Origin of the sequence: Aeromonas bestiarum, from assembly GCF_028751155.1 — a bacterium.
Classification (GTDB): Bacteria; Pseudomonadota; Gammaproteobacteria; order Enterobacterales; family Aeromonadaceae; genus Aeromonas; species Aeromonas bestiarum.
The window spans coordinates 2019249-2040384 of the sequence record NZ_CP064746.1; the positions used below are offsets into that span (position 1 = coordinate 2019249).

Genomic DNA, 21136 nt, shown 5'->3' on the forward strand with positions numbered 1-21136 from the left:
GCGTCATGCCGGTTGGCTGGAGTGAACACATGAATCAAGTTCCTTATCTGGAGTTTTGCGGCATCAGCAAGGAGTTTCCAGGCGTCAAGGCGCTGCAAAACGTCTCCTTCTCCTGCCAGCAGGGCTCGGTGCATGCGCTGATGGGGGAGAACGGCGCGGGCAAATCCACCCTGCTCAAGATCCTGAGCGGCTTTCAGGCCCCCACCACAGGGGTGGTGAAGCTGGCCGGTCAGGAGAGGGTGTTTCAGAACACGGTCGATGCGTTGGAGAGCGGGATCGCCATCATCTACCAGGAGTTGCATCTGGTCCCCGAGATGACCATCGCCGAGAACATCTATCTCGGCCAGCTGCCCACCCGGCGCGGGGTCATCGATCGGGAGAAGCTCTATCAGGATGCCGCCAGGCAGCTGGCGCGCCTCGGCATGGATGTGTCGCCGGAGACGCCGCTCAAGTACTTGTCGCTCGGGCAATGGCAGATGGTGGAGATCGCCAAGGCGCTGACTAGGGATGCCAGCGTCATCGCCTTCGACGAGCCGACCAGCAGCCTCTCGTCCCGCGAGATAGATCAGCTGTTTAGGGTCATCCGTCAGCTGCGCGACGAGGGCAAGGTCATTCTCTACGTCTCCCACCGGATGGACGAGATCTTCGCCCTGTGCGACGCCATCACCGTCTTCAAGGACGGTCAGTTCGTGCGCACCTTCGCCTCAATGGCCGAGGTCAGCCGGGATCTGCTGGTCAAGACCATGGTGGGGCGCGAGCTGACCGACGTCTATGGCTACAGCCCAAGGCCGCTTGGCGAGGCGGGCCTCAAGGTGGAGAACCTGATGGGGCCTGGGCTGAAGGCGCCCATCTCGTTTGAGGTGAAACGGGGGGAGATCCTCGGCATCTTCGGGCTGGTGGGGGCCGGTCGCAGCGAGCTGATGAAGCTTATCTTCGGCGCCGAGAGGGCGCGTGGGGGCGAGATAGCGGTGTTTGGCAAGCCGGTGCCCATCCGCAACCCCATCGATGCCATTCACAGCGGCATCATGCTCTGTACCGAAGACCGCAAGGCGCTCGGCATCATCCCCATTCACTCGGTGCAGGAGAACATCAATATCAGCGCCCGCCGCCACCACGCGTGGTGGGGCTTCTGGATCAACCAGAAATGGGAGGACGAGAACGCCAGGCTCAGGATCCGCGACATGCGGGTCAAGACCCCGTCCCCCCATCAGGCCATCATGAACCTCTCCGGCGGCAACCAGCAGAAGGCCATTCTGGGGCGCTGGCTCTCCGAGGACATGAAGGTCATCTTGCTCGACGAGCCGACCCGCGGCATAGACGTCGGGGCAAAAAACGAGATTTACAACGTGATTTACGATCTGGCCAAGGTGGGTATCGCCGTGGTGGTGGTCTCGAGCGAACTGCCTGAGGTGCTGGGCATCGCGGATCGGATCATGGTCATGCGGGAGGGGGAGATCGCCGGCGAGCTTTCCCACGACGAGGCCGACGAGGTCAAGGCGCTCAATCTGGCCATGCCGGCCCGTTAATCCCCCGTGACTGCAACGCGATAGCACCCGGAAACTTCAGGAGAAATACCATGACAACAACTACCTCAGTCGGTCAGGCCGCGACCGTCTCTGCGACGAGCGGCTCCAGAGTGCAACTGGCCCGGATCTGGGATCAATACGGCATGCTGGTGATCTTCGCCATCCTGTTCCTGCTGGCCTGCGTGCTGGTACCCAACTTCGCCAGCCTGATCAACATGCGCGGCCTGGGGCTCGCCGTCTCCATGTCGGGCATGGTGGCCTGCGGCATGCTGTTCTGCCTCGCCTCCGGCGAGTTCGACATGTCGGTCGGCTCAGTGGTGGCCTGCTCCGGCGTCGCCTGTGCGGTCGGCATCAACGCCACCGAGAGCATCACGGTCGGCATACTGGCCGGCATGTCGGTGGGGGTGCTGTTTGGCCTCATCAACGGCATAGTGGTGGCCAAATTCAAGATCAACGCCCTCATCACCACCCTGGCCACCATGCAGATGGCGCGCGGGGTGGGCTACATCATCTCGGACGGCAAGGCGGTCGGCATAGTGGAAGAGGGCTTCTTCGAACTCGGCAACTCAGCCCTGCTCGGCATCCCGACCCCGGTCTGGCTGACGGCGCTCTGCTTCGTGCTGTTTGGCCTGCTGCTCAACAAGACCACCTTCGGCCGCAACACCCTGGCCATGGGGGGCAACGAGGAGGCGGCGCGCCTGGCCGGGGTCAACGTGGTGCGCACCAAGATCATCATCTTCACCATGACCGGGCTGATTGCCTCCATCGCGGGCATCATACTCGCGTCGCGCATGACCTCGGGCCAGCCCATGACCTCCATCGGCTTCGAGCTGGTGGTCATATCGGCCTGCGTGCTGGGCGGGGTCTCCATGAAGGGGGGCATCGGCAAGATCTCCTACATCATCGCCGGGGTACTGATTTTGGGGTTGATGGAGAACGCCATGAACCTGCTCAACATATCCCCGTTCGCCCAGTACGTGGTGCGCGGCCTGATCCTGCTCGCCGCCGTGCTGTTCGACCGCTACAAGCAGGTGCGCAAGGCGCGCGTCTGATCCCTGTCCAACCGGTGCAGGCCCGCGTGCTGCGGGCCTGATTGCCGATGGTCCCATGATGGCCGGTGACACCATGGCGCACGGCCCATGCCATTGTGAGCCAGTTCAACAATTTCACACGACGCCGAGCGCCGGATAGCGCGTTCCCAAGGTGAGTCTTTACAATGGCCCAAGCCGATTTTTTTACTCAAGCGCTGTTTTCCGCCATGTCCTCGATGCAAAAAGAGAAACCGAAACAACTCAACCCCCTGTTGCCGGGGTACGCCTTCGACGTCTTCCTGGTCTCGGGCATGACCCCCATAGAGCAGGGGAGTGCGCTCGACTTCATCATCGACCGCCCCCTGGGCATGAAGGGCTTCATCGTCAACCTGACCATCAGGGGCAAGGGGCAGATATTTCAGGGGGATCAGGCCTTCACGGTGGAGCCCGGCGACTTGCTGCTGTTCCCGCCGGCGGCGGTACACCATTACGGCCGGGCGCCGGATGCGCGGGAGTGGTATCACCGCTGGGTCTATTTCCGGCCGAGAGCCTATTGGGCCGACTGGCTCAAGTGGCCGCAGGTCACTGAGCGGGTGGGGCGCCTGCAACTGGCGGACAGCCAGTTGCTCGCCGAGTTTGATGCCCTCTTCCTCGACATCGAAGAGACCCACCAGCAGCTGCGACCCATGTCGGAGCAGCTCGCCATGAACCTGCTGGAGCGGCTGCTCATCCGTTGCTACGAGGCCTCCTCCCTCAATGCCTACCCCACCATAGATCACAGAGTTCACCAGGCGTGCCAGATCCTGAGCGAGTCGCTCTGTGCTGAGATCTCGGTGGAGGCGCTGGCAGAGCAGGTGTTTTTGTCCCCCTCGCGGCTGGCGCACCTGTTTCGCGAGCAGGTGGGGGTGAGCATAGTGCGCTGGCGCGAGGATCAGCGCATCATGCGGGCCAAGCTGCTGCTGCAGACCACGCCGCTGTCGGTGGCCACCATAGGCCAGCAGGTGGGCTATGACGATCAGCTCTACTTCTCGCGGGTGTTTCGAAAGCGGGTGGGGGTCAGCCCCACCGAATACCGCAAATGCGCCACCCCGCTGTGACGGCCTTTGCTTGATGGTGCTGACCGTTTCGCTTCATGAACCACAGCCGCATAACGGTGCGGCCGTCGGGGGATGAGGTGGTGCTTCCCGTTTCGTCACTCCTCATCGATGGCGGCGAAGCGCTCCACCAGATAGTCGATCAGCGCCCGCACCGAGGGGAGCAGGCCGCGGCGGGAGGGGAAGACGGCGTGGATGATCTCGGGCCTTGGCTCCCATTCGGGCACCACTTGCACCAGATCACCGGCGGCCAGCTGTTCCCGCACCATCAATAGCGGCAACTGGGCCACGCCTACCCCGGCCAGGGCGGCGCTACGCAGTGCCACCATGTCTGTGGTCACGAAACGGGGCTGGTGGACGACGCTGGCATGGGCATCATCCGGCCCGAACAGCGACCAGTGATGGCTCTGCTGCAAGGTGCCCAACCCCATGCTGGGCCAGCCGTTCAGCTCGGAAGGGGCGGCGGGAAACCCATGTTGTGCCATGAGTGCCGGGCTCGCCACCAGGCACTGCCTGCGATCCGCCAGCACCCGGATCACCAGTTCGCTGTCTTGCAGCGGCGGCGGCCTGACCCGGATCGCCACATCCACCCCTTCTGCGATGAGATCCACCCGCCGGTTTGTTCCCTCCAGCTGCACGCTGACCTGCGGATGGTGCGCCATGAAATCCGCCAGCATGGGGCCGACATGGGTGTGCAGCAGGGCGATGGGGCAGCTCAGGCGGATCAGGCCGCAGGGCTCGGCGCGGGTCACCTCGATGGCGGCCTGCGCCGCCTCGGCTTCCACCAGCATCGCCTTGCAGTGCTCGTAATAGGTGCGGCCCAGCTCGGTCACAGCGAACTGGCGGGTCGAGCGCTGGATCAGGCGCACGCCGAGCCGCTCTTCGAGCAGTGCGATGCGGCGGCTGAGCCGGGATTTCGGCATGCCGATGGCCCGTCCGGCGGGGGCAAAGCCGCCGTGATCCACCGCCTGGACGAAGTAGTAGAGGTCGTTCAGATCCTGCATAGGGTGCTCTTATCGTTCCAAAAATAGGACGCTGATGGTCAATTTAGCAGTCTACCCATGGATTAGTCTCGAAACTAAGCTGTCTCCAACGATGAAATCCACCGGATAATTCAGGAGCGACAGATGAAAAAGATCCTCGGCGTCTACAGCGCACCCCGCCCTCACTGGGTTGGCGACGGCTTCCCCGTTCGCTCCCTCTTCTCCTACAGCAGCCACGGCAAGCAGCTGAGCCCCTTCCTGCTGCTCGACTATGCCGGCCCGGCCAATTTTACGCCGACCAGCCAGCCGCGCGGCGTGGGTCAGCATCCCCATCGCGGTTTCGAGACGGTGACCATCGTCTACAAGGGCGAAGTGGCGCACCGGGATTCGACCGGTCAGGGCGGTGTGATAGGCCCGGGTGACGTGCAGTGGATGACCGCCGGTGCCGGCATCCTGCACGAGGAGTTTCACGCACCGGCCTTCAGCGAGTCGGGCGGCGAGCTCGAGATGGTGCAGCTGTGGGTGAACCTGCCCAGCCGGCACAAGATGACGCCGCCCGGCTATCAGGCCATCTTCGATCGGGATATTCCAACGGTGGCGCTGGCCAAGGGCGAAGGCACAGTGCGGGTCATCGCCGGGGAGTTTGAGGGGCACCGCGGCCCGGCCCGTACCTTCAGCCCGCTGCATGTCTGGGATCTGCGGCTGGTGCAGGGCGGCATCAGCACACTCGAGTTGCCCGAAGGCTGGACCGGCGCGCTCGTCGTGCTCAAGGGAACCGTACAGGTCAACGGCAGCGCCATTGCCCGGGAGGCGCAGATGGTGGTGCTGGACAGGGCGGGGTGCCAGGTCATGATCGAGGCAAACAGCGAGGCTGTGGTGCTGCTGCTGAGCGGTGAGCCCATCGAGGAACCCATAGTGGGTCACGGTCCCTTCGTGATGAACAGCCATGAAGAGATAGTGCAGGCCATCGATGACTTCAACAGCGGCAGATTCGGCCTGATGCCGGAGTGATGAAGGTTAAAAAAGACCCGGGCCCTCGCGAGAGGGCCCGGGTTGTCTATGGTGCGGCGGCCTTCAGCGCTGGCGAGCCTTGAACCTGGGGTTGCTTTTGCAGATCACGAACAGCTTGCCGCGTCGACGGACAATCTGGCAATCCGGGTGGCGCGACTTGGCTGATTTTAGAGAGGAGAGCACTTTCATGACTTGTCTTTTCCTTTGTTGAAGAACTGACCAAAGCGCTGGCCGAAACGGGCAACCTGACCTTCCTTGCTGACCTGCTTCTGCTTGCCGGTGTAGAAGGGGTGTGACGCGCTGGAGACATCCAGGGTCACATAGGGATAGGTCTTGCCGTCTTCCCACAATTTGGTGCGATCTGCCTTGAGGGTGGAGCCCACCAGAAAATAGGTATTGCCTGTCAGGTCGTGGAACAGGACCTGGCGGTATTCGGGGTGTATGTCGGGACGCATGATACTCGCCTAATGAATTGGTATGTTATCTCATAACAATCAAATCATGCTCCTGTTGAGAATGAATATCAACAAATTTTTGGAATGACACCTGGGGGCCGGGCCGGCATAGAGGAAAAACCGGCTGGCGTGCACCGCCTGGGAGCGGGGAAGTCCGGTTATCTGCCGTGTCGCTGCGACTTTGATTGAAGGCCTCTCTGGGGAAGCAGATAATGCCCCCTTTACTTTTGATTTTTACTGTATAAAAATACAGTTATAAATCATGGAGACTTATCCTATGCGTCTGGAAATCATCATCGACAAGAAACATCAGATCCCTACCACCACCATGGAGGCGCTGCGTCAGGAGTTGCTCAAGCAGTTGGGCGAGAAATTCCCCGACCTGCATGTGCGGGTCGCGCCGGGCGGCGCCATGGCGATGACGGTCAGCCGTGCCAGCAAGGAAGACAAGGAGCTGGCGGAGGCCATGGTGCAGGAGGTGTGGGAAAACGCCGACAGCTGGATGCCGGAAAACGTCGCCTCCTGAGGCTCGCTGGCAGCCGCGAGAGCCCTGTATGGCAGTTGCCTGCAAGACTCAATCCGGATCAGAGAAAACGCAGCCTTGGGCTGCGTTTTCTCTGATCACTCGGGGATTGGCCTGTTCACTGCGTGCAGGAAGGGGGAGCCCGTGCCTTACAACCCGGCCCAGCGCTTGAGGCTGTTGACCTGCACCCGCTGATCGGCCTGGGCTATCTCGCCATGGGTGCGTAGCGCCTTGATGGCGTCGGGCAGGGCGGCGCGCACCTCGGCGGCCGTCATGCCGGCCTGCAGGGCGGGGTGATAGGCGAGCTTGAGCAGCACATAGTCGAGTCCGGTCGGGAAGCTGTCGATGCTGTTGTCGTTGAAGATGGAGGGAAATACCTTGTCCGAGTCGTTGGGCAGCCCCATCACCTGGGTGAGTTCCTCCACCACGCAATCGAGAAAACGCCCCTTGGCCCGGCTGTAATCCACAGGAATGATGATGGTGGCACGGGCTATCTCATGGCGGGCATTGGTGGCGAAATTGGCCATGCACAGCCCCTCCTTGAGCGCCGTCTTGATGGAGGCATCCTGGCCCATGGTGCGGCTGGCCCAGTTCGCCATCTGCGAGCGCTGGGTCATGATCAGGGTGATGTTGGCTTTGTCGTTCACCAGCGTGATGGGACGACCTATGATGCTGGCCAGATGCTGGCTCTGGATCTTGACCACCTCGGCCTGCAGCGGCTTGTCGCCAAATTCGTTGATGAGCCTGAGACGGATGGGCTGCTGCCAGCGGGAGAAGCGTACCCCCTGCTCGTGGCCATATTCCCGTTTCATGGCGACTTCGAAGAAGCTCTGAGTCAGATAGGCATCGCTCTGCCAGCGTTCGGCGGCGTGCAGGGGAAGCAACGGGAGCAGCATTACCAGGCTCCACACGCCCATCAAGCAGCCCTTGAGTGTGCGGGTACGGGGCAGCAGCGGATGGCGCAACGGGATCATGTTTCCTCCTTGAAACGGCAGTCAGTCAGCGTGCGGCACGCTCGAGATCGCGCCAGGTGAGCCAGAGCCTGAGATCAAACTCCAGTTGATGATAGTCCGGCTCCATGTGCTGACAGAGCTGGTAGAAGGCCTTGTTGTGATCCTTCTCCTTCAGGTGGGCCAGCTCGTGCACCACTATCATCTTCAGGAAGGCGGGGTGAGCCTCCTTGAACAGGGCGGCGATGCGGATCTCGTTCTTGGCCTTGAGCTTGTTGCCTTGCACCCGGCTGACATAGGTGTGCAGGCCGAGGGCATCCTTGATCACGTTGATCTTGCCATCGAAGATCACCTTGGAGAGCGGCGCCGAGCTTTTCAGATAGCGGTTCTTCAACTCCATGGCGTAACCCAGCAGCGCCTTGTCACTCTGGATCAGGTGGCTGTCCGGGTAGCGTTTCTCCAGCATGTCGCCCAGCTTGCCGGCCGCGATGAGCTGTTGTACCTGGGCCTTGAGCGGGTCCGGGTAGCCCCCTAGATAGGTCAGTTCCACCATGGTTTGTCACTCGTCATATCAAAAAAGAGCGCCATTGTAGTCATCCCGCGTCGGCTTGGGTAGGACTTGCTCCCTTCCCGGCGTGTGTTCATCCAAGCAAAAGGGCCGTCACTGTGATCAATGACGGCCCTGGCTGGCGATGGTGCGGGATCAGCGCCTGCGATAGAGACCCGGGTCCACCTCTTCATACTGGTTCACCAGATATTGATAGAAGGCGAGGCTGGAAGGGGTGCTCGGTTTTTTCAGCTCGTCGGCAATCCGTTCCGGCTTGGCGATGATGAACTTGGGACTCTGGCGCTTGATGTCGGCCAGCACACGTTCACGCACGTCGTAGGGTGGATTGACGTTGGCAAAGAAGAGATAGGCGGAGGCCGGCTGGCGATCGGTCCACAGATAATATTGCGGCTGTATGCCATCGACCCAGATCTTGTCGGTCGGGCCGGTTTCGGCCTTGATCCGATCAACCCGTACCTGGGCCGGCGGGTTGAACGGCCTGCCCTTCAGGCTGCCTTCCCAGGCGTTGTTGAGCAGCAGGGCCAGCATGGCCAGCGAGGCGAGCCAGGGGGTGGCACTGCGCACATCCCAGGCGCGCCACAGGGGCACCAGGATCAGCACGGGCAGGGCCCACAACAGGCTGTTGCCGAGCACTTCCCGCACCCGCTCCAGCGACCACTCCTTGGTGCTCCAGCCGTAACCGAGCTGCTGGGCCAGCAGCCAGCTGGCGGTCAGTACCACCAGCGAGATGCAGAGCAGGCCGAGGCCATCGGCCTGCTGTTCGCTGCGATCCAGCAGGCAGGCAAGCGGCAGCAGGGCCAGTGGCAGATAGAGCACGTCGTAGTGATCGAACACATGGCCGGAGACGGAGTTGGCGACCAGGGTAAACACCACGCCGAACAGGGTGGCGCACAGGGCGGGCAGATACCACTCCTGTCGCCGGCCCATCATGAGTACGATGAAGGCGGGCAGCAGCATGATGAGGCCGGTACGCAGCAGGCCGACGCTGCCCACATCCGGCGAGAAGCCGTTGCCGTAGCTGCCCTCGAAGAAGATGTCGAAGGCGTAATACTTGAATTCGGCCAGCAGGCTGTGGTGCTGGAAGTAGGCGAACAGGGGGCCGCCTATCAGGGCCAGCCCCAGCAGGCTGGAGAAGAGCAGGGCGAAGGCGCAGCGCCACTGTTCGCGCAGGCACCAGTGGCAGAACAGCACCAGATACCAGGCGCCCCAGAAGGCGCCGTTGTTGGTGCGCATCCAGGCCACGATGGCGAAGGTCAGCGCCGCCACCAGAGCCGGTCCCCAGCTGAAGCGCTTGTCCAGCAGCATGGTGATGAAGGCCCACTGGGCGAGGAGGGCCAGATGGAAGGTCCAGTCCTCGGTCATGTTGCCGTAGTAATAACGGGTGCTGTAGAGCGCCAGCACCGCCAGCATGGTGCCGAGGCGGGCGCGCAGGGAGAGGCCGAGCTGGCCGAATGCCTGCCAGCTGGCCAGCAGACCGAGCCAGCAGAGCGCCCACTCCAGCAGCCAGATCCCGAAGAAGCCAGCCAGGTTGTAGCCGAGTGCATCGAGGGCGAAGATCATGGGGCCCTTGATGTCGATCATGTCCCGATAGAGCACGCCCCCCTCACTCCACATCTTGCCCATCACAGCGAACAAGGACGCATCGAAGCCGGGAGCCATGCCATGAAACAGCGGGTTGCGCAGGCAGAACAGCAAGGCCAGCAGGCCAGTGAGCAGGATCACCAAGGGCCGCAGGCCCGGATTGACACGAGGAGGGGTAAAACGGATGGCATGATTCATGGGTGACCTGTTCCTGCTGGGAAGTCTCGAAAGCGGGCCTATCTTGCCGAGCCTGACTGCGCTATGCAATGGGCGAGGGAGATGTGCTTGAAATAATTTGCAAAAGTGCCGCCTTCTGGCAAGAAAGCGGCACTTTTTCATGACAAACGCGGCAGACGCTGTGGCCTGAGTCCCCCAGGGGTCAAGACACGACGCCAGGGCCCTGATACGCCAGCAGCGGCGGCATGACACTCAGCTCGGGCAGATAGCGGGCCCAGCGGATGAAGGCATCCGCCAGCGTGATGCCGAGCTCCTGATTGTGCTGGGTCAGGGTGCGGGCCAGCGCCGTGTAGCCCTCCTTGCCGGAGGCGGTATAGGCGCTTGAGACGCCACGATAGATGGCATCTGCCTCGACCGGCTGCCACTGACCTGGGCTCGCCTCCCACTCCAGCCGGGTGATCCTGGCCCCCTTGGGCTTGTCTGCCTGGTAGCTGAAACGGACCCCGGCAGTATAAGGAAAGCTGCCGCTGCCGTTGCCCGTCACGCCGTTGTTGGTGGCGTTGTCGATGGCCCCCTCCAGCGCCTCGGCCAGCTCATGGCCGTGCACCCGATAGAGGGTGAGCGGAATGGCAAAGGGCAGCAGGCGACCGGCGATGTCCGCCTCGCTCAAGGGGCCGGGTTCGAGGGAGCAGCGCACGCCCCCGGCGTTGTGCAGGGCGAAATCCACCTGACCGACCTGCTCGCGAGCGCCGGTCAGCATGGCGTGGGCCACCAGGGGGGCAACCTGGCTGCCGGCGGGCAAATTGGCATCGGGCAGGCGCTGATGGTGCAGCGGCCCGGCGAGCCGGGTCACGATGCGCTGGGTCATGGTCTCGAGCTCGGGCCGATAGCGCTTGGCCAGATGCAGCTCCAGTGCGGGAGCCGGTTCGCAGAAGTGCAGTCCGGCCGGCGGCACAGAGGCAAACGGCCAGGGTTGCCAGGGCAACCATTCCAGCTGGCCCTGACTGCGTTGCACCCGGCCACGGGCGTCAAATTCCAGCTCGCACACCCCGAGACAGAGCGCGCTGTGGGCTGCGTGCAATATCGCCACCTCGTTCACCATCAGCGGATAGCTGCCGTCGCTCTCGAGCCCGAGTGGAGCCAGATCCCCCAGCTGACTGTGGGTGTGGCCGCCTATGATGAGGCTGAGTTCGGGAAAGCGGGCCGCCAGACGCTTGTCCTGCTCCAGCCCCAGGTGGCTCAGCAAGATGATGTGGTGAATGCCTTCGGCCTTGATCTCCGCCAGCGCAGCAACCAGGGTCTCCTCTATGCCGTGAAAATGGGTATAGGCATCCGGGTTGGCGATGGCGGCCATCTGCGGCAGCGTGATGCCGAGCAGGGCGAAGGGTACGCCGTCTATGATGCGCTTGTGCCAGGGGCGGCTGGCATCATGCAGCATGGGCAGCCCCCTCAGCCGCAACGGGGCATCGGCCGGTTCCTGACTGCTGTCCAGGTTGGCGGCCAGCACAGGGAAGTCGAGCTGGCGCAAAAACTCCACCAGAGGGCCGTTGCCCAGATCGAACTCGTGATTGCCGATCACCATGGCATCCGGTCGCAGCAGGCTCAGCAGATCTGCGTTGGCGCGCCCCTTGAAACGGTTGAAATAGAGCGAACCCTGGAAGGTATCACCGCCGTGCAGGAACAGACAGGTCTGACCCGCTGCGTCTGCCTGCTGGCGCAGGGCTGTGAGTCGGGAAAGGATGCGGGCATAGCCGCCACACTGAGTGCGCCATTCGGACTCGCCAACGGGGGAGAAGCGCATGGGGGCGCCATCGAAATGGGAGTGGCAGTCACTGAAATGGGCAAGTTGAACCGTAATACTCATCTCGGTCCTCCTTAGAGAAAAAAGAGCACAGAGTCTACTCCAAGCTCGGGGGAAGATACCAGCCCGGCAGGACGCCGGGCTGGTGAGACAATCGCCAAATCAGGCGGGGCCTTGGGTCAGGTCCCGCGCTGGTGCAGGCCGAATGTCAGGCGGGGACCATGATCTGGGTGGCGAGGATCACCACCACCAGGCCGACGGCGACCGGCACCGAGGTGCGCTTGACCACCTCGAACGGGGAGAGGTTGCCCATGCCCGCACAGGCGACCACCACGCCGGAGACAGGGGATATGGTACGACCCAGGTTGGAGGCCTGCAGCATGGGGATGACCAGGTAGGCGGGATTGACGCCCAGACTGGTGGCAAGATGGGGAATAAGCTCCACGAAGGCGTAGAAGGGGGCGTTGCCGGAACCCGTGGTAAAGGCCGCCAGCGTCGTGATGACCACCAGTACCAGCATGATGACGATGCCGCCGGTGCCAAAGCTCTGGGCCAGATCCAGGAGGTTTGCGATGAAGCCGAGCCCCATCAGACCCTGGGCAAACACACCAGCACCCACCAGCAGCATGACCACGCCGGCGAAGGCGTCAGCCATGCTGCGCCAGCACACCTGCAGACCGTCGAGCAGCTCTTTGCCATTGCGTTTGCGCACCAGTTCCAGCAGGGCGGCCAGCACCAGACAGATGACGATGATGGTCACTATGTCGAGCTTGGGACCCAGTTTTCCGTCAAACAGCAGCACGCCTATGATGGGGGTGAACGGCAGTATGGCGTAGAAGCCGGGGGCGTCGGTGATGAGATCGCTCGGGGCGACAGGCTCGTTGTGCTCGCCCGATTTCTGATCCAGATAGCGCTGCCAGAAGAAGTGGGTCACCGCCATGGCGGCGATGGCCACCAGCGAGATGGGCAGGGTCAGCTTGAAGGCAAAGTCGAGCAGCTCCATGTTGGCGGCCTGGGCAGCCATCACCACATCCCCCGAGGTGGGCGCCAGTATGATGGCGGCCGGGGAGGCGCACACAGCCGCCGCCGCGCCACGGGAGATCCCCATGTTGACCATCAGCGGGAACAGGGTGGCCATCAGCAGCACGCCGAGGCCGGTCGCCGAACTCACCGCCAGCGACATGGCACAGGCCACCAGATAGGCGGCGACCAGCAATATGTAGGGGGACTTGATGATGCCGAGCGGCTTGCTGGCCAGCTTCACCAAGATGGTGTTGGCGCCTATGTGGCTCATGTAGCCGGCGAAGCCGCACAACACCATGATCAGCATGCCAAGGCCACCGCCACGATCCACCAGCAGGAAGCGCACATATTCAAAGACGTCGGTGGCCACATGACCGGTGGAGGTGACGCTGGCAGGCAGTACGGCCTTGCCCATCAGGGCGGTAATGGTCAGCAGCAGCAGACCGCCGCTGAGCAGCACCCCGGTGGCCGAGTAGCCCTTGAAGATGTAGCGACCCACGGCCAGGGTGACCAGGGTGCCAATAAGGAGTTCCATCATAGAGTGAGTTCCTGAGTACGAAATGAAGGTGGATACATTTTTGGCGTCAACTTGGAGGTTAATCTGGCCAATCCCGAACTGTATCGACATAAAACTCGGTGATTATTATCCAATAAGGGGTAAGCCACCATGATGTCCATCATCACTTGTGATCTTGCTTGCAAATCAATGAAGGCGCGGGGTTGCGACTTGTCAACCTGACACTTAGGCTTTGTGACGGGAGTAGGTGACAGTCGCGGGGATCGCGGTTAATCTCCTGCTTCGAGTATTAATACGTTGATTATTAATTAAAATAACACCCCGGTCATCAACGAGGTCAAGGCAGCAGAAATGGGAATGGTCAGCAAAGTTTTCATGGTGGCAGCCTTGTTGTATGCCGCCGCGGCAGGGGCCGAAAGTTCCCGTTATTCCGGCATCAAGGTCGCGCCTGACATCAAGGTTGATTTCCAGTTTTACCGGGTTTTTGGACCGGATGTGGTCAGTGTGGCCCGCCAGATAGCAAAGCAAGGACAAACCCAGGCCAGAGGCCATATCGGCATGGCCAGCTACCAACTTTCCTGGCAGTTGCAGACCCGCCCCGAGGCCGACCGCTGCGCGCTGGAGCAGGTCAGGGTCACCACCCGGATCAAGGTGATGGTGCCGAACTGGATGGACAAGGCCAGGGCCTCCGCCGCCGAGCGCCAGAAGTGGGACAAGCTGGTGGCCGCCATGTTCGACTATGAGAGCCGTCACAAGGACATCTTGCTGGAGAGCGTCAGCCAGCTTGGCATCCAGCTGGCACAACTGCCGGTGGAGCGCGATTGCGCCGCCCTGCAATATCAGGCCTGGCAACAGGGGCAGGGGGTGCTGGCCAGCTCGCGCGAGCGTTTCACCCGGTTGCAGCAGCAGACGGATCACGGCCGCAAATTGGGGCTGATCTGGCCCAAGGGCATCTAGCGCATCGGTCGCTGTTGACTGAGATAAAAACGGGCTCCCATCAGGGAGCCCGTTTTTATTGGACTGGAACCGCTAACCGGGCTGGCGGTCAGTTGAGGGGTTTGCCCTTGAGCAGCTTGCGCACCCAGTAGCGCGCCGGATGGAGCGCCTCCAGCAGATCGGCAGATAGTGGTAGTGGATCGCCACAGATCTCGCTGGCGAGCAGCTCACCACATAGCGGTGCCGAGCAGAGGCCCCGTGAGCCGAGCGCCCCCAGCACATAAAGGCCGGGGTGCAGCGGCAGTGGTGCTGCGTTTTGCTGATCACGCTGAAGCTGGGCGTAGTGATCCGCCAGGTTTGTCAATCTGGCGATTGGCCCCACCACTGGCAGGTGATCCCGACTGGCGCAGCGCACACCCACCCGCGCCTCATTGCCACTCACATCCACTTCGGCTGGCCAGATCTGATCCGGCAGGCAGGCTTGCAGTCTGGCCCGGTTCTGCTGCTGTTCTTCTGCGCGAAACTCGAGGCTGTTCTGGTTGCGACCGTAGCTGGCGCCGATGCAGTGCTGGTGGTTGTGCACGGGCGTGAGGTAGCCGTCGTAACAGAGCACCGTCTTGAGCCGGCTCAAACTGGCCGTGGTCGGCACATGGCTCACCTGGCCGCGCACCGGATAGAGCGGCAGCTCGGCAAAGGGCAGCAGGGCGGGCAACTGGTGACCGGCGGCCACTACCAGCGTGGGAGCCTGCCAGTGGCGGCGGGTGTCGCTCTCCACCCGCCAGCCATCCGCTCGCTCATCGATCGTCGTGATGGGGGTGTCATATTCCACCTGCAGCAGGCCGCTGGCCTGCGCCTCCCTGATGGCCGCGCGGGTGAGATCGGCCGGACAGAGCCAGCCTCCCAGCGGATAGCTGACGCCGCCATGGCCGCTGGGCAGGCCCGCGATCTGTTCGGCCTCTGTGGCCGAAAGGGAGTGCATCAGCTCGGGGGGGAAGGGGCCCTGACTCATCTTGGCCAGCTTGGCGCTGGATTTGTCGTCATAGCCGAGTTGCACCACGCCGCACAGATCGAAGGCGATGGGGTGGCGCTCGGCCAGGGCCAGCAGCCGCTGGCGCGCATAGCCAAAGGCCAGCGAATAGAAGCGCGACAGCGCATCGTGCTCGCCATTGAGCAAGGGATAGAGCGCCCCCTGCCGGTTGCCGGAGGCACCGGTGGCGGGCTCGCGGCCTTCGCACAGGAGTGTCACCCTGCGGCCCCGCTCCACCAGCGAGAGCGCCGTCATGGCCGAGGCGATGCCGCCACCTATGATCAGCACCTCGCCGTCCGGGCCTGCGGGGCGGGCATACCAGGGGGCTATGGTCTGCACCGGTTGCTTGTCGGTGCGATCCCCTATCAGCATCTCCCGCTTGCTGCCGTGGCCCTTGACCTTCTTCATGGCAAAGCCTGCGGCAATCAGGCCGCGGCGCACGAAGCCGGCGCAGGTAAAGGTGGCAATAGAGGCGTCGGGGCGAGCGAGACGGGCCAGGCCATCGAACAACGCTTGCGTCCACATCTCGGGGTTCTTGGCGGGGGAGAAGCCATCCAGATACCAGGCATCCACCAGCCCGCCCTCCTGATGGGGGACTTGCGGCAACATCTCCTTGATGTCGCCAAACCAGAGATCGAGCCGGATGCGGCCCTTGGCAAACTGCAGGCGATGGCAGCCCTGGACCGGCAGCGGCCACTGGGCGATGAGATCCTGGCTCAAGGGAGCGAGCTCGGGCCAGGCCGCCAGCGCCTTGCTCAGATCGCGCTGGGTGAGGGGGTATTTCTCGAAACTGATGAAGTGCAGGCGCGAGCCGTTGCCGGATTGGGGCGCCTGTTCCAGGAAGGCGGCCATTGTCGCCAGAAAGTTAAGGCCTGTGCCGAAACCTGTTTCACCTATCACGAAACTGTCACTATCGTGGTGCGAAAATCGCGCTGGCAACCGATTTTGCTGCAAAAAGACGTAGCGGGTTTCACTTAGACCGTTATCATTGGAAAAGTACACATCCCCGAAGTCACTGGAGACTGGAGTTCCCGCTTCATTCCAGTCCAATCGGGCATGATGTAAGGATGTTTGACTCACGTTTTCCTCTGCTCGCGTCATAAGAACGCGGGCATTCTACGTGAAAGCAGACCAGTTTGGCAGCCGAAAGCGGGTAGACTTGGCGCCAGTTTTTCCAGACGAGATGAATTAATGAGAAGAGCAGTGATCACCGGTATCGGCGTCATCTCCAGTATCGGCAACAACAAGGAAGAAGTGCTGGCCTCCCTGAAAGCAGGTAAATCCGGCATCACCTATTCCGAGCAGTTCGAGCAGCACAACCTGCGCAGCCGTGTCTGGGGTAACATCAAACTCGAGCCGTCTGAACTGATCGACCGTAAAGTCATGCGTTTCATGGGTGACGCTGCGGCCTATGCCTATCTCTCCATGCAACAGGCCATCGAAGATGCCGGTCTGCCGGAAGATCAGGTCTCCAACGAGCGTACCGGCCTGGTAGTCGGTTCCGGTGGTGCCTCCGGCAAGAACACCTCCGAGTCTTGCGACATTGCCCGCGAGAAAGGCGTCAAGCGGGTGGGCCCTTACATGGTGCCGCGCACCATGTCTTCCACCACCTCCGCTTGCCTGGCCACGCCGTTCAAGATCAAGGGTGTGAACTACTCCATCAGTTCCGCTTGCGCCACCTCTGCTCACTGCATCGGTCACGCCATGGAACTGATCCAGCTGGGCAAGCAGGACGTGGTCTTCGCTGGCGGCGGTGAAGAGCTGGACTGGTCCTCCACCATACAGTTCGACGCCATGGGCGCCCTGTCCACCAAGTACAACGACACCCCGGAAAAAGCGTCCCGTACCTATGACGCCGACCGCGATGGTTTCGTCATCTCCGGTGGCGGCGGCATCCTGGTGGTCGAGGAGCTGGAACATGCCCTGGCCCGTGGTGCTCACATCTATGCCGAGCTGACCGGTTACGGTGCCACCTCCGATGGCTACGACATGGTCGCCCCGAGCGGTGAAGGCGCCGTGCGTTGCATGAAGATGGCGATGCAGGGTGTTGGCAAGGTGGATTACATCAACACCCACGGCACCTCTACCCCGGTTGGTGACACCAAGGAGCTGGAAGCCATCCAGACTCTGTTTGGCACCAAGGGGCCCAAGATCTCCGCTACCAAGGCGATGACTGGCCATGCCCTGGGCGCTGCCGGCGTGCATGAAGCTGTCTACTCCCTGCTGATGATGGAGCATGGCTTTATCGCCCCCAGCATCAACATCGAGACCCTGGACGAGAAGGCTGAAGGTCTGCCCATAGTACGCGAGTACGAAGCGGCCGATCTCAATACCATCATGTCCAACAGCTTCGGCTTTGGCGGTACCAACGCCTCCCTGGTATTCAGCAAGTTCAAGGCTTGATGAGTCGATGATGTGAAAAAGGCGCCGCAAGGCGCCTTTTTTATTGGCAATCGGGCGACCCTCAGGCGGGGTCGGTCAAGGGCAGCCGCATATAGACGGCGCCCTCACCATACTCGTCCAACGATTTGGGGGTCCTGGCGGGTACAAAGCCCTGCTTGCGCCAGAAGGCCGGGGCATCCTGCACCGCCACCAGTCCGGCATGCTCGTAACCCTCATCGCTGGCGAAGGCGAGTGCTGTCTCCAGCAGTCGCTGGCCTATGCCCTTGCCGCGCGCCTGCGCTGACACGGCCAGATCGTGCAGATAGAACTCGTCGTTCCCTGCCAGCGTCTGCATGGGTACCGAGAGGGAGGGGGGCTGATGGGCGCGCCAGGGATGGCAGAGCAGGTAACCCAGTACCTTGCCCTGGTATTCGGCCACCCAACAGCAGTCGGGGGCCAGTTCGGCCTTGTTGCTCATGACCTCGAGGGGTTCAGGATCCAGCTGGTGATAACACTCATCCTGAATGGCCATGATGGTGGGCCAATCATTGGCCCGGGTAGTGCGGATCTGGATCATAGTCATGGGGCATCGCTGCCTGGGTACGCTGATTAAATAATGTGTGCGTCAGCCAGCGAACCAGAATGCGGCCATGAACTGAACAATCATTTCCAAACGATGCCCGTTATTGCGGGTGTCTTAACGAGCAGCCTGCTTGTTGACCAGCTTGATCAGGCGATAACGCAGGGAAGGGGCATCCGCCGGCACGTCGGTGAGTTGCTCCTTGCTGACGGTCAGCTGGTACTGGTAGCCGGGTTCAAACTGAAAGCCTTCTATCTGCTGATAAAAGAGAGTCCAGGCTTGCTGCTCGTCGCTGCGAACCTGCATGCACTGCATGGGGCCGACACCGACGCAGTGTACCAGCTGGCTGTTGATGTAGAGGGTCTCGCCTGTGGTTGGCGTGGGGGCGCTTTGACAGGCGCTGAGCAGCAGGGCGGCGCTGATGAACAATGGTCTCATGATGGACTCCTTCTGATCGAAAGGGGGCATTAGAGCGGCAAATAAAAAGGCGGTCAATGACCGCCTTGGTAACAAACCGTGTCGACTCAGCGCATCAACGCTGATCGAGCGGGGTGAATTCCCGTTGGGCCAGGCCGGTATAGAGCTGACGGGGACGGCCGATCTTCTGATCCGGGTCCGAGTGCATCTCGTTCCAGTGGGCAATCCAGCCGATGGTGCGGGAGATGGCGAAGATCACGGTGAACATGGACATGGGGATGCCGATGGCCTTCATGATGATGCCGGAGTAGAAGTCCACGTTCGGGTAGAGCTTCTTCTCGATGAAGTAGGGGTCCGACAGCGCGATGCGCTCCAGCTCCATGGCCACATCCAGCAGCGGATCCTTGATCTGCAGCTCGGTCAGTACCTCGTGGCAGGTTTCGCGCATCACGGTGGCACGGGGATCGTGGTTCTTGTAGACCCGGTGACCGAAGCCCATCAGACGGAAGGGATCGTTCTTGTCCTTGGCGCGGCCGATGAACTCGGGGATACGCTCCACTGAGCCTATCTCTTCGAGCATCTTGAGGCAGGCTTCGTTGGCACCGCCGTGAGCCGGTCCCCACAGGGAGGCGATCCCGGCGGCGATGCAGGCAAACGGGTTGGCACCGGAGGAGCCGGCCAGACGCACTGTGGAGGTGGAGGCGTTCTGCTCGTGATCCGCATGCAGGGTGAAGATGCGGTCCATGGCGCGTTCGACTATGGGGTTGACCTTGTACTCTTCGGTCGGCACGCCAAACATCATGTGCAGGAAGTTGCCGGCATAGGAGAGGGCGTTGCGCGGCTGCATGAACGGCTGGCCGATGGAGTACTTGTAGCACATGGCGGCCAGGGTCGGCATCTTGGAGAGCAGACGGAAGGCACAGATCTCGCGGTGCTCTTCGTTGTTGATGTCGAGCGCATCGTGATAGAAGGCGGACAGCGCACTGACCACGCCACACATGATCGCCATGGGGTGGGAGTCACGACGGAAGCCGCGGAAGAAGAAGGCGATCTGCTCGTGCACCATGGTATGGCGGGTGACCAGACGTTCGAACTCTGTGTACTGCGCCTTGGTGGGCGCCTCGCCGTACAGCAGGATATAGCAGACTTCGAGGTAGCTGGCCTGGGTGGCCAACTGGGCGATGGGGTAACCACGGTGCAGCAAGACACCTTGATCGCCATCGATATAGGTAATGGATGATTTACAAGCACCGGTGGCCATAAAACCGGGGTCAAAGGTGAAGTACCCTTGCGCGCCCAATTTTCTGACGTCGATCACGTCGGGTCCGACAGTCCCTGACAGGATCGGTAGTTCTACCGGGTTTTTACCGGGCAGATGTAGGGTGGCTATCTTATCAGCCATAGCACGTCTCCTTTGCTCTTTTATAATTTGATTCCAGCTCTACTTTATTACGAGTTTGATGACGCTGGCAAAGGTTCTGACCCGTACCAGGGCGGCTGGAGCGCCTTATTTGAAACAGAGTTCAGGGGCGCTGTCAATTTTTCTGGATGATCATTAATGAGTTGTTAAATGAGTTGTGAGATCTGGTTTACGGTTTTGGGTTTTCTTTGTAGCTAATTGATTGTCATTGGTTAAGCCCGCCGATATACTGCGCCTCGTGGGTGATGGCTGTCGGTGTTTGAAACGCTTGCGCAAAGTCGGATGCGATATTGAAAATGTTGTTTTTGGCTTTTTTGAGTTGTTTTGGTAACAAAAACCTAACAAATGCCACTCCGTGCCCTCATAAGCGTGTAAAAACAATAACTAACGTGCTCAATGGAGCTGAGTGGGCAAAGCCGTGAAAAATAAACAGAGACCTGTAAACCTCGACCTACAGACGATCAGCTTTCCTGTCACCGCCATCGCTTCCATCTTGCATCGTGTCTCAGGGGTGATCACCTTTGTGGCGCTCTCTATCTTGCTGTGGATGCTTGGTACTTCACTCGCCTCTCCCGAAGGATTTGAAACCGTGGTGTCCATCATGGACAACTTCCTGGTCAAATTCGTGTTGTGGGGGATCCTGACTGCGCTGGCTTACCACATTGTGGGCGGTCTGCGTCATCTGGTCATGGACATGGGCTATTGGGAAGAGCTGGAATCCGGTAATCAGAGTGCCCGTGTGGCCTTCGTGATCACCGCGGTTTTGGCGGTATTGGCGGGAGTACTGGTATGGTAACCAATTCTGCAACATTCGGGCGCAGCGGTGTTCATGATTACATCCTGATCCGCGCCACCGCCCTCATCATGACGGCCTACGTCCTCTATCTGGTTGGCTTTGTCGCGTTCAATGACATCAGCTACGAGGTGTGGACCGGCTTCTTCGCCAAAACCTTCACCAAGGTATTCACCCTGTTGACCCTGCTGTGCGTCCTGATCCACGCCTGGATCGGTCTGTGGCAGGTGCTGACCGACTATATCAAGCCGGTGGGGCTGCGCGGTGCGCTGCAATTTGCCTTGGTAGTGGTGCTGTTTGTCTACCTGATGACCGGCTTCGTTGTGCTGTGGGGGGTGTAA

General features: G+C 61.2%; 21 protein-coding genes. 9 read left to right on the top strand and 12 right to left on the bottom strand.

Translation table 11 applies throughout. From position 1 onward, the window contains the following. The first annotated feature begins 29 nt into the window (after positions 1-29). From araG to araC, 3 genes are all read left to right on the top strand, one after another. The gene (araG, locus tag IU367_RS09445; RefSeq protein ID WP_274454136.1) at positions 30-1526 is read left to right on the top strand and encodes an L-arabinose ABC transporter ATP-binding protein AraG; all 1497 of its coding nucleotides are present in this window, start codon (positions 30-32) and stop codon (positions 1524-1526) included. 50 nt (positions 1527-1576) lie between these two features. Continuing rightward, a complete protein-coding gene (gene araH, locus IU367_RS09450) occupies positions 1577-2578 on the top strand; it encodes an L-arabinose ABC transporter permease AraH (protein WP_043556881.1) in 1002 nt (333 codons plus the stop codon). Between the two features lie 164 nt (positions 2579-2742). Next, positions 2743-3654, top strand: coding sequence for an arabinose operon transcriptional regulator AraC (araC, locus tag IU367_RS09455; protein WP_353852256.1), 912 nt, complete (start codon positions 2743-2745; stop codon positions 3652-3654). A 95-nt stretch (positions 3655-3749) separates the two neighbouring features. Here the strand turns inward: araC and IU367_RS09460 are convergent, their stop codons facing one another. Continuing rightward, entirely contained in the window at positions 3750-4655 is a 906-nt protein-coding gene (locus tag IU367_RS09460; protein ID WP_274454137.1) for a LysR family transcriptional regulator, read from the bottom strand. Positions 4656-4778: 123 nt separating this feature from the next. On the opposite strand from IU367_RS09460, the gene IU367_RS09465 reads away from it, so the two are divergent. Beyond that, on the top strand, positions 4779-5645 hold the full coding sequence (locus IU367_RS09465; RefSeq protein ID WP_274454138.1) for a pirin family protein: 867 nt from the start codon (positions 4779-4781) through the stop codon (positions 5643-5645). Between the two features lie 63 nt (positions 5646-5708). Here IU367_RS09465 and ykgO read toward each other — a convergent pair whose 3' ends face one another. Continuing rightward, positions 5709-5834, bottom strand: coding sequence for a type B 50S ribosomal protein L36 (gene ykgO, locus IU367_RS09470; RefSeq protein ID WP_005300174.1), 126 nt, complete (start codon positions 5832-5834; stop codon positions 5709-5711). Continuing rightward, on the bottom strand, positions 5831-6100 hold the full coding sequence (locus IU367_RS09475; RefSeq protein WP_274454139.1) for a type B 50S ribosomal protein L31: 270 nt from the start codon (positions 6098-6100) through the stop codon (positions 5831-5833). Before IU367_RS09475 ends, ykgO begins: the two co-directional genes overlap by 4 nt. Positions 6101-6377: 277 nt before the next feature. Here IU367_RS09475 and IU367_RS09480 point away from each other — a divergent pair, with 277 nt between their 5' ends. Beyond that, the gene (locus IU367_RS09480) at positions 6378-6626 is read left to right on the top strand and encodes a DinI family protein (protein WP_274454140.1); all 249 of its coding nucleotides are present in this window, start codon (positions 6378-6380) and stop codon (positions 6624-6626) included. 146 nt (positions 6627-6772) lie between these two features. On the opposite strand, the gene IU367_RS09485 is transcribed toward IU367_RS09480, so the two are convergent. The 5 genes from IU367_RS09485 to dcuC form a co-directional block, all read right to left on the bottom strand. Further along, positions 6773-7540 (bottom strand): DUF2927 domain-containing protein, encoded by a 768-nt coding sequence (locus IU367_RS09485; protein WP_274454366.1) that lies wholly within the window; start codon positions 7538-7540, stop codon positions 6773-6775. Positions 7541-7622: 82 nt separating this feature from the next. After that, entirely contained in the window at positions 7623-8126 is a 504-nt protein-coding gene (locus tag IU367_RS09490; protein ID WP_042872274.1) for a M48 family metallopeptidase, read from the bottom strand. A 150-nt stretch (positions 8127-8276) separates the two neighbouring features. Then, entirely contained in the window at positions 8277-9920 is a 1644-nt protein-coding gene (locus IU367_RS09495; RefSeq protein WP_274454141.1) for a hypothetical protein, read from the bottom strand. 181 nt (positions 9921-10101) lie between these two features. Continuing rightward, complete coding sequence (locus IU367_RS09500) at positions 10102-11763, bottom strand: bifunctional metallophosphatase/5'-nucleotidase (protein ID WP_274454142.1); 1662 nt, start codon at positions 11761-11763, stop codon at positions 10102-10104. A gap of 145 nt (positions 11764-11908) precedes the next feature. Then, a complete protein-coding gene (gene dcuC / locus IU367_RS09505) occupies positions 11909-13261 on the bottom strand; it encodes an anaerobic C4-dicarboxylate transporter DcuC (protein WP_065401788.1) in 1353 nt (450 codons plus the stop codon). A 336-nt stretch (positions 13262-13597) separates the two neighbouring features. Here dcuC and IU367_RS09510 point away from each other — a divergent pair, with 336 nt between their 5' ends. Further along, complete coding sequence (locus IU367_RS09510; protein ID WP_241325895.1) at positions 13598-14197, top strand: DUF922 domain-containing Zn-dependent protease; 600 nt, start codon at positions 13598-13600, stop codon at positions 14195-14197. A gap of 88 nt (positions 14198-14285) precedes the next feature. On the opposite strand, the gene mnmC is transcribed toward IU367_RS09510, so the two are convergent. After that, complete coding sequence (mnmC, locus tag IU367_RS09515; protein WP_274454144.1) at positions 14286-16304, bottom strand: bifunctional tRNA (5-methylaminomethyl-2-thiouridine)(34)-methyltransferase MnmC2/FAD-dependent 5-carboxymethylaminomethyl-2-thiouridine(34) oxidoreductase MnmC1; 2019 nt, start codon at positions 16302-16304, stop codon at positions 14286-14288. A gap of 90 nt (positions 16305-16394) precedes the next feature. On the opposite strand from mnmC, the gene fabB reads away from it, so the two are divergent. Then, a complete protein-coding gene (gene fabB, locus IU367_RS09520; protein WP_043136178.1) occupies positions 16395-17606 on the top strand; it encodes a beta-ketoacyl-ACP synthase I in 1212 nt (403 codons plus the stop codon). A 61-nt stretch (positions 17607-17667) separates the two neighbouring features. Here the strand turns inward: fabB and IU367_RS09525 are convergent, their stop codons facing one another. From IU367_RS09525 to IU367_RS09535, 3 genes are all read right to left on the bottom strand, one after another. Continuing rightward, positions 17668-18162 carry a GNAT family N-acetyltransferase gene (locus tag IU367_RS09525; RefSeq protein ID WP_098983895.1) on the bottom strand — a complete coding sequence of 165 codons (495 nt, stop codon included), beginning with the start codon at positions 18160-18162 and terminating at the stop codon, positions 17668-17670. A 120-nt stretch (positions 18163-18282) separates the two neighbouring features. Continuing rightward, positions 18283-18603, bottom strand: a complete 321-nt coding sequence (locus tag IU367_RS09530; protein WP_274454146.1) for a DUF4377 domain-containing protein — start codon at positions 18601-18603, stop codon at positions 18283-18285. Between the two features lie 94 nt (positions 18604-18697). Beyond that, entirely contained in the window at positions 18698-19984 is a 1287-nt protein-coding gene (locus IU367_RS09535; RefSeq protein ID WP_274454147.1) for a citrate synthase, read from the bottom strand. 424 nt (positions 19985-20408) lie between these two features. Between IU367_RS09535 and sdhC the strand changes: the two genes are divergently transcribed. Together sdhC and sdhD are read left to right on the top strand one after the other, a co-directional pair. Further along, positions 20409-20798: a succinate dehydrogenase cytochrome b556 subunit gene (sdhC, locus tag IU367_RS09540; RefSeq protein WP_011705795.1), complete on the top strand. Its 390-nt coding sequence runs from the start codon at positions 20409-20411 to the stop codon at positions 20796-20798. Continuing rightward, positions 20792-21136: a succinate dehydrogenase, hydrophobic membrane anchor protein gene (gene sdhD / locus IU367_RS09545; protein ID WP_005310895.1), complete on the top strand. Its 345-nt coding sequence runs from the start codon at positions 20792-20794 to the stop codon at positions 21134-21136. The genes sdhC and sdhD overlap by 7 nt, the downstream gene beginning before the upstream one ends.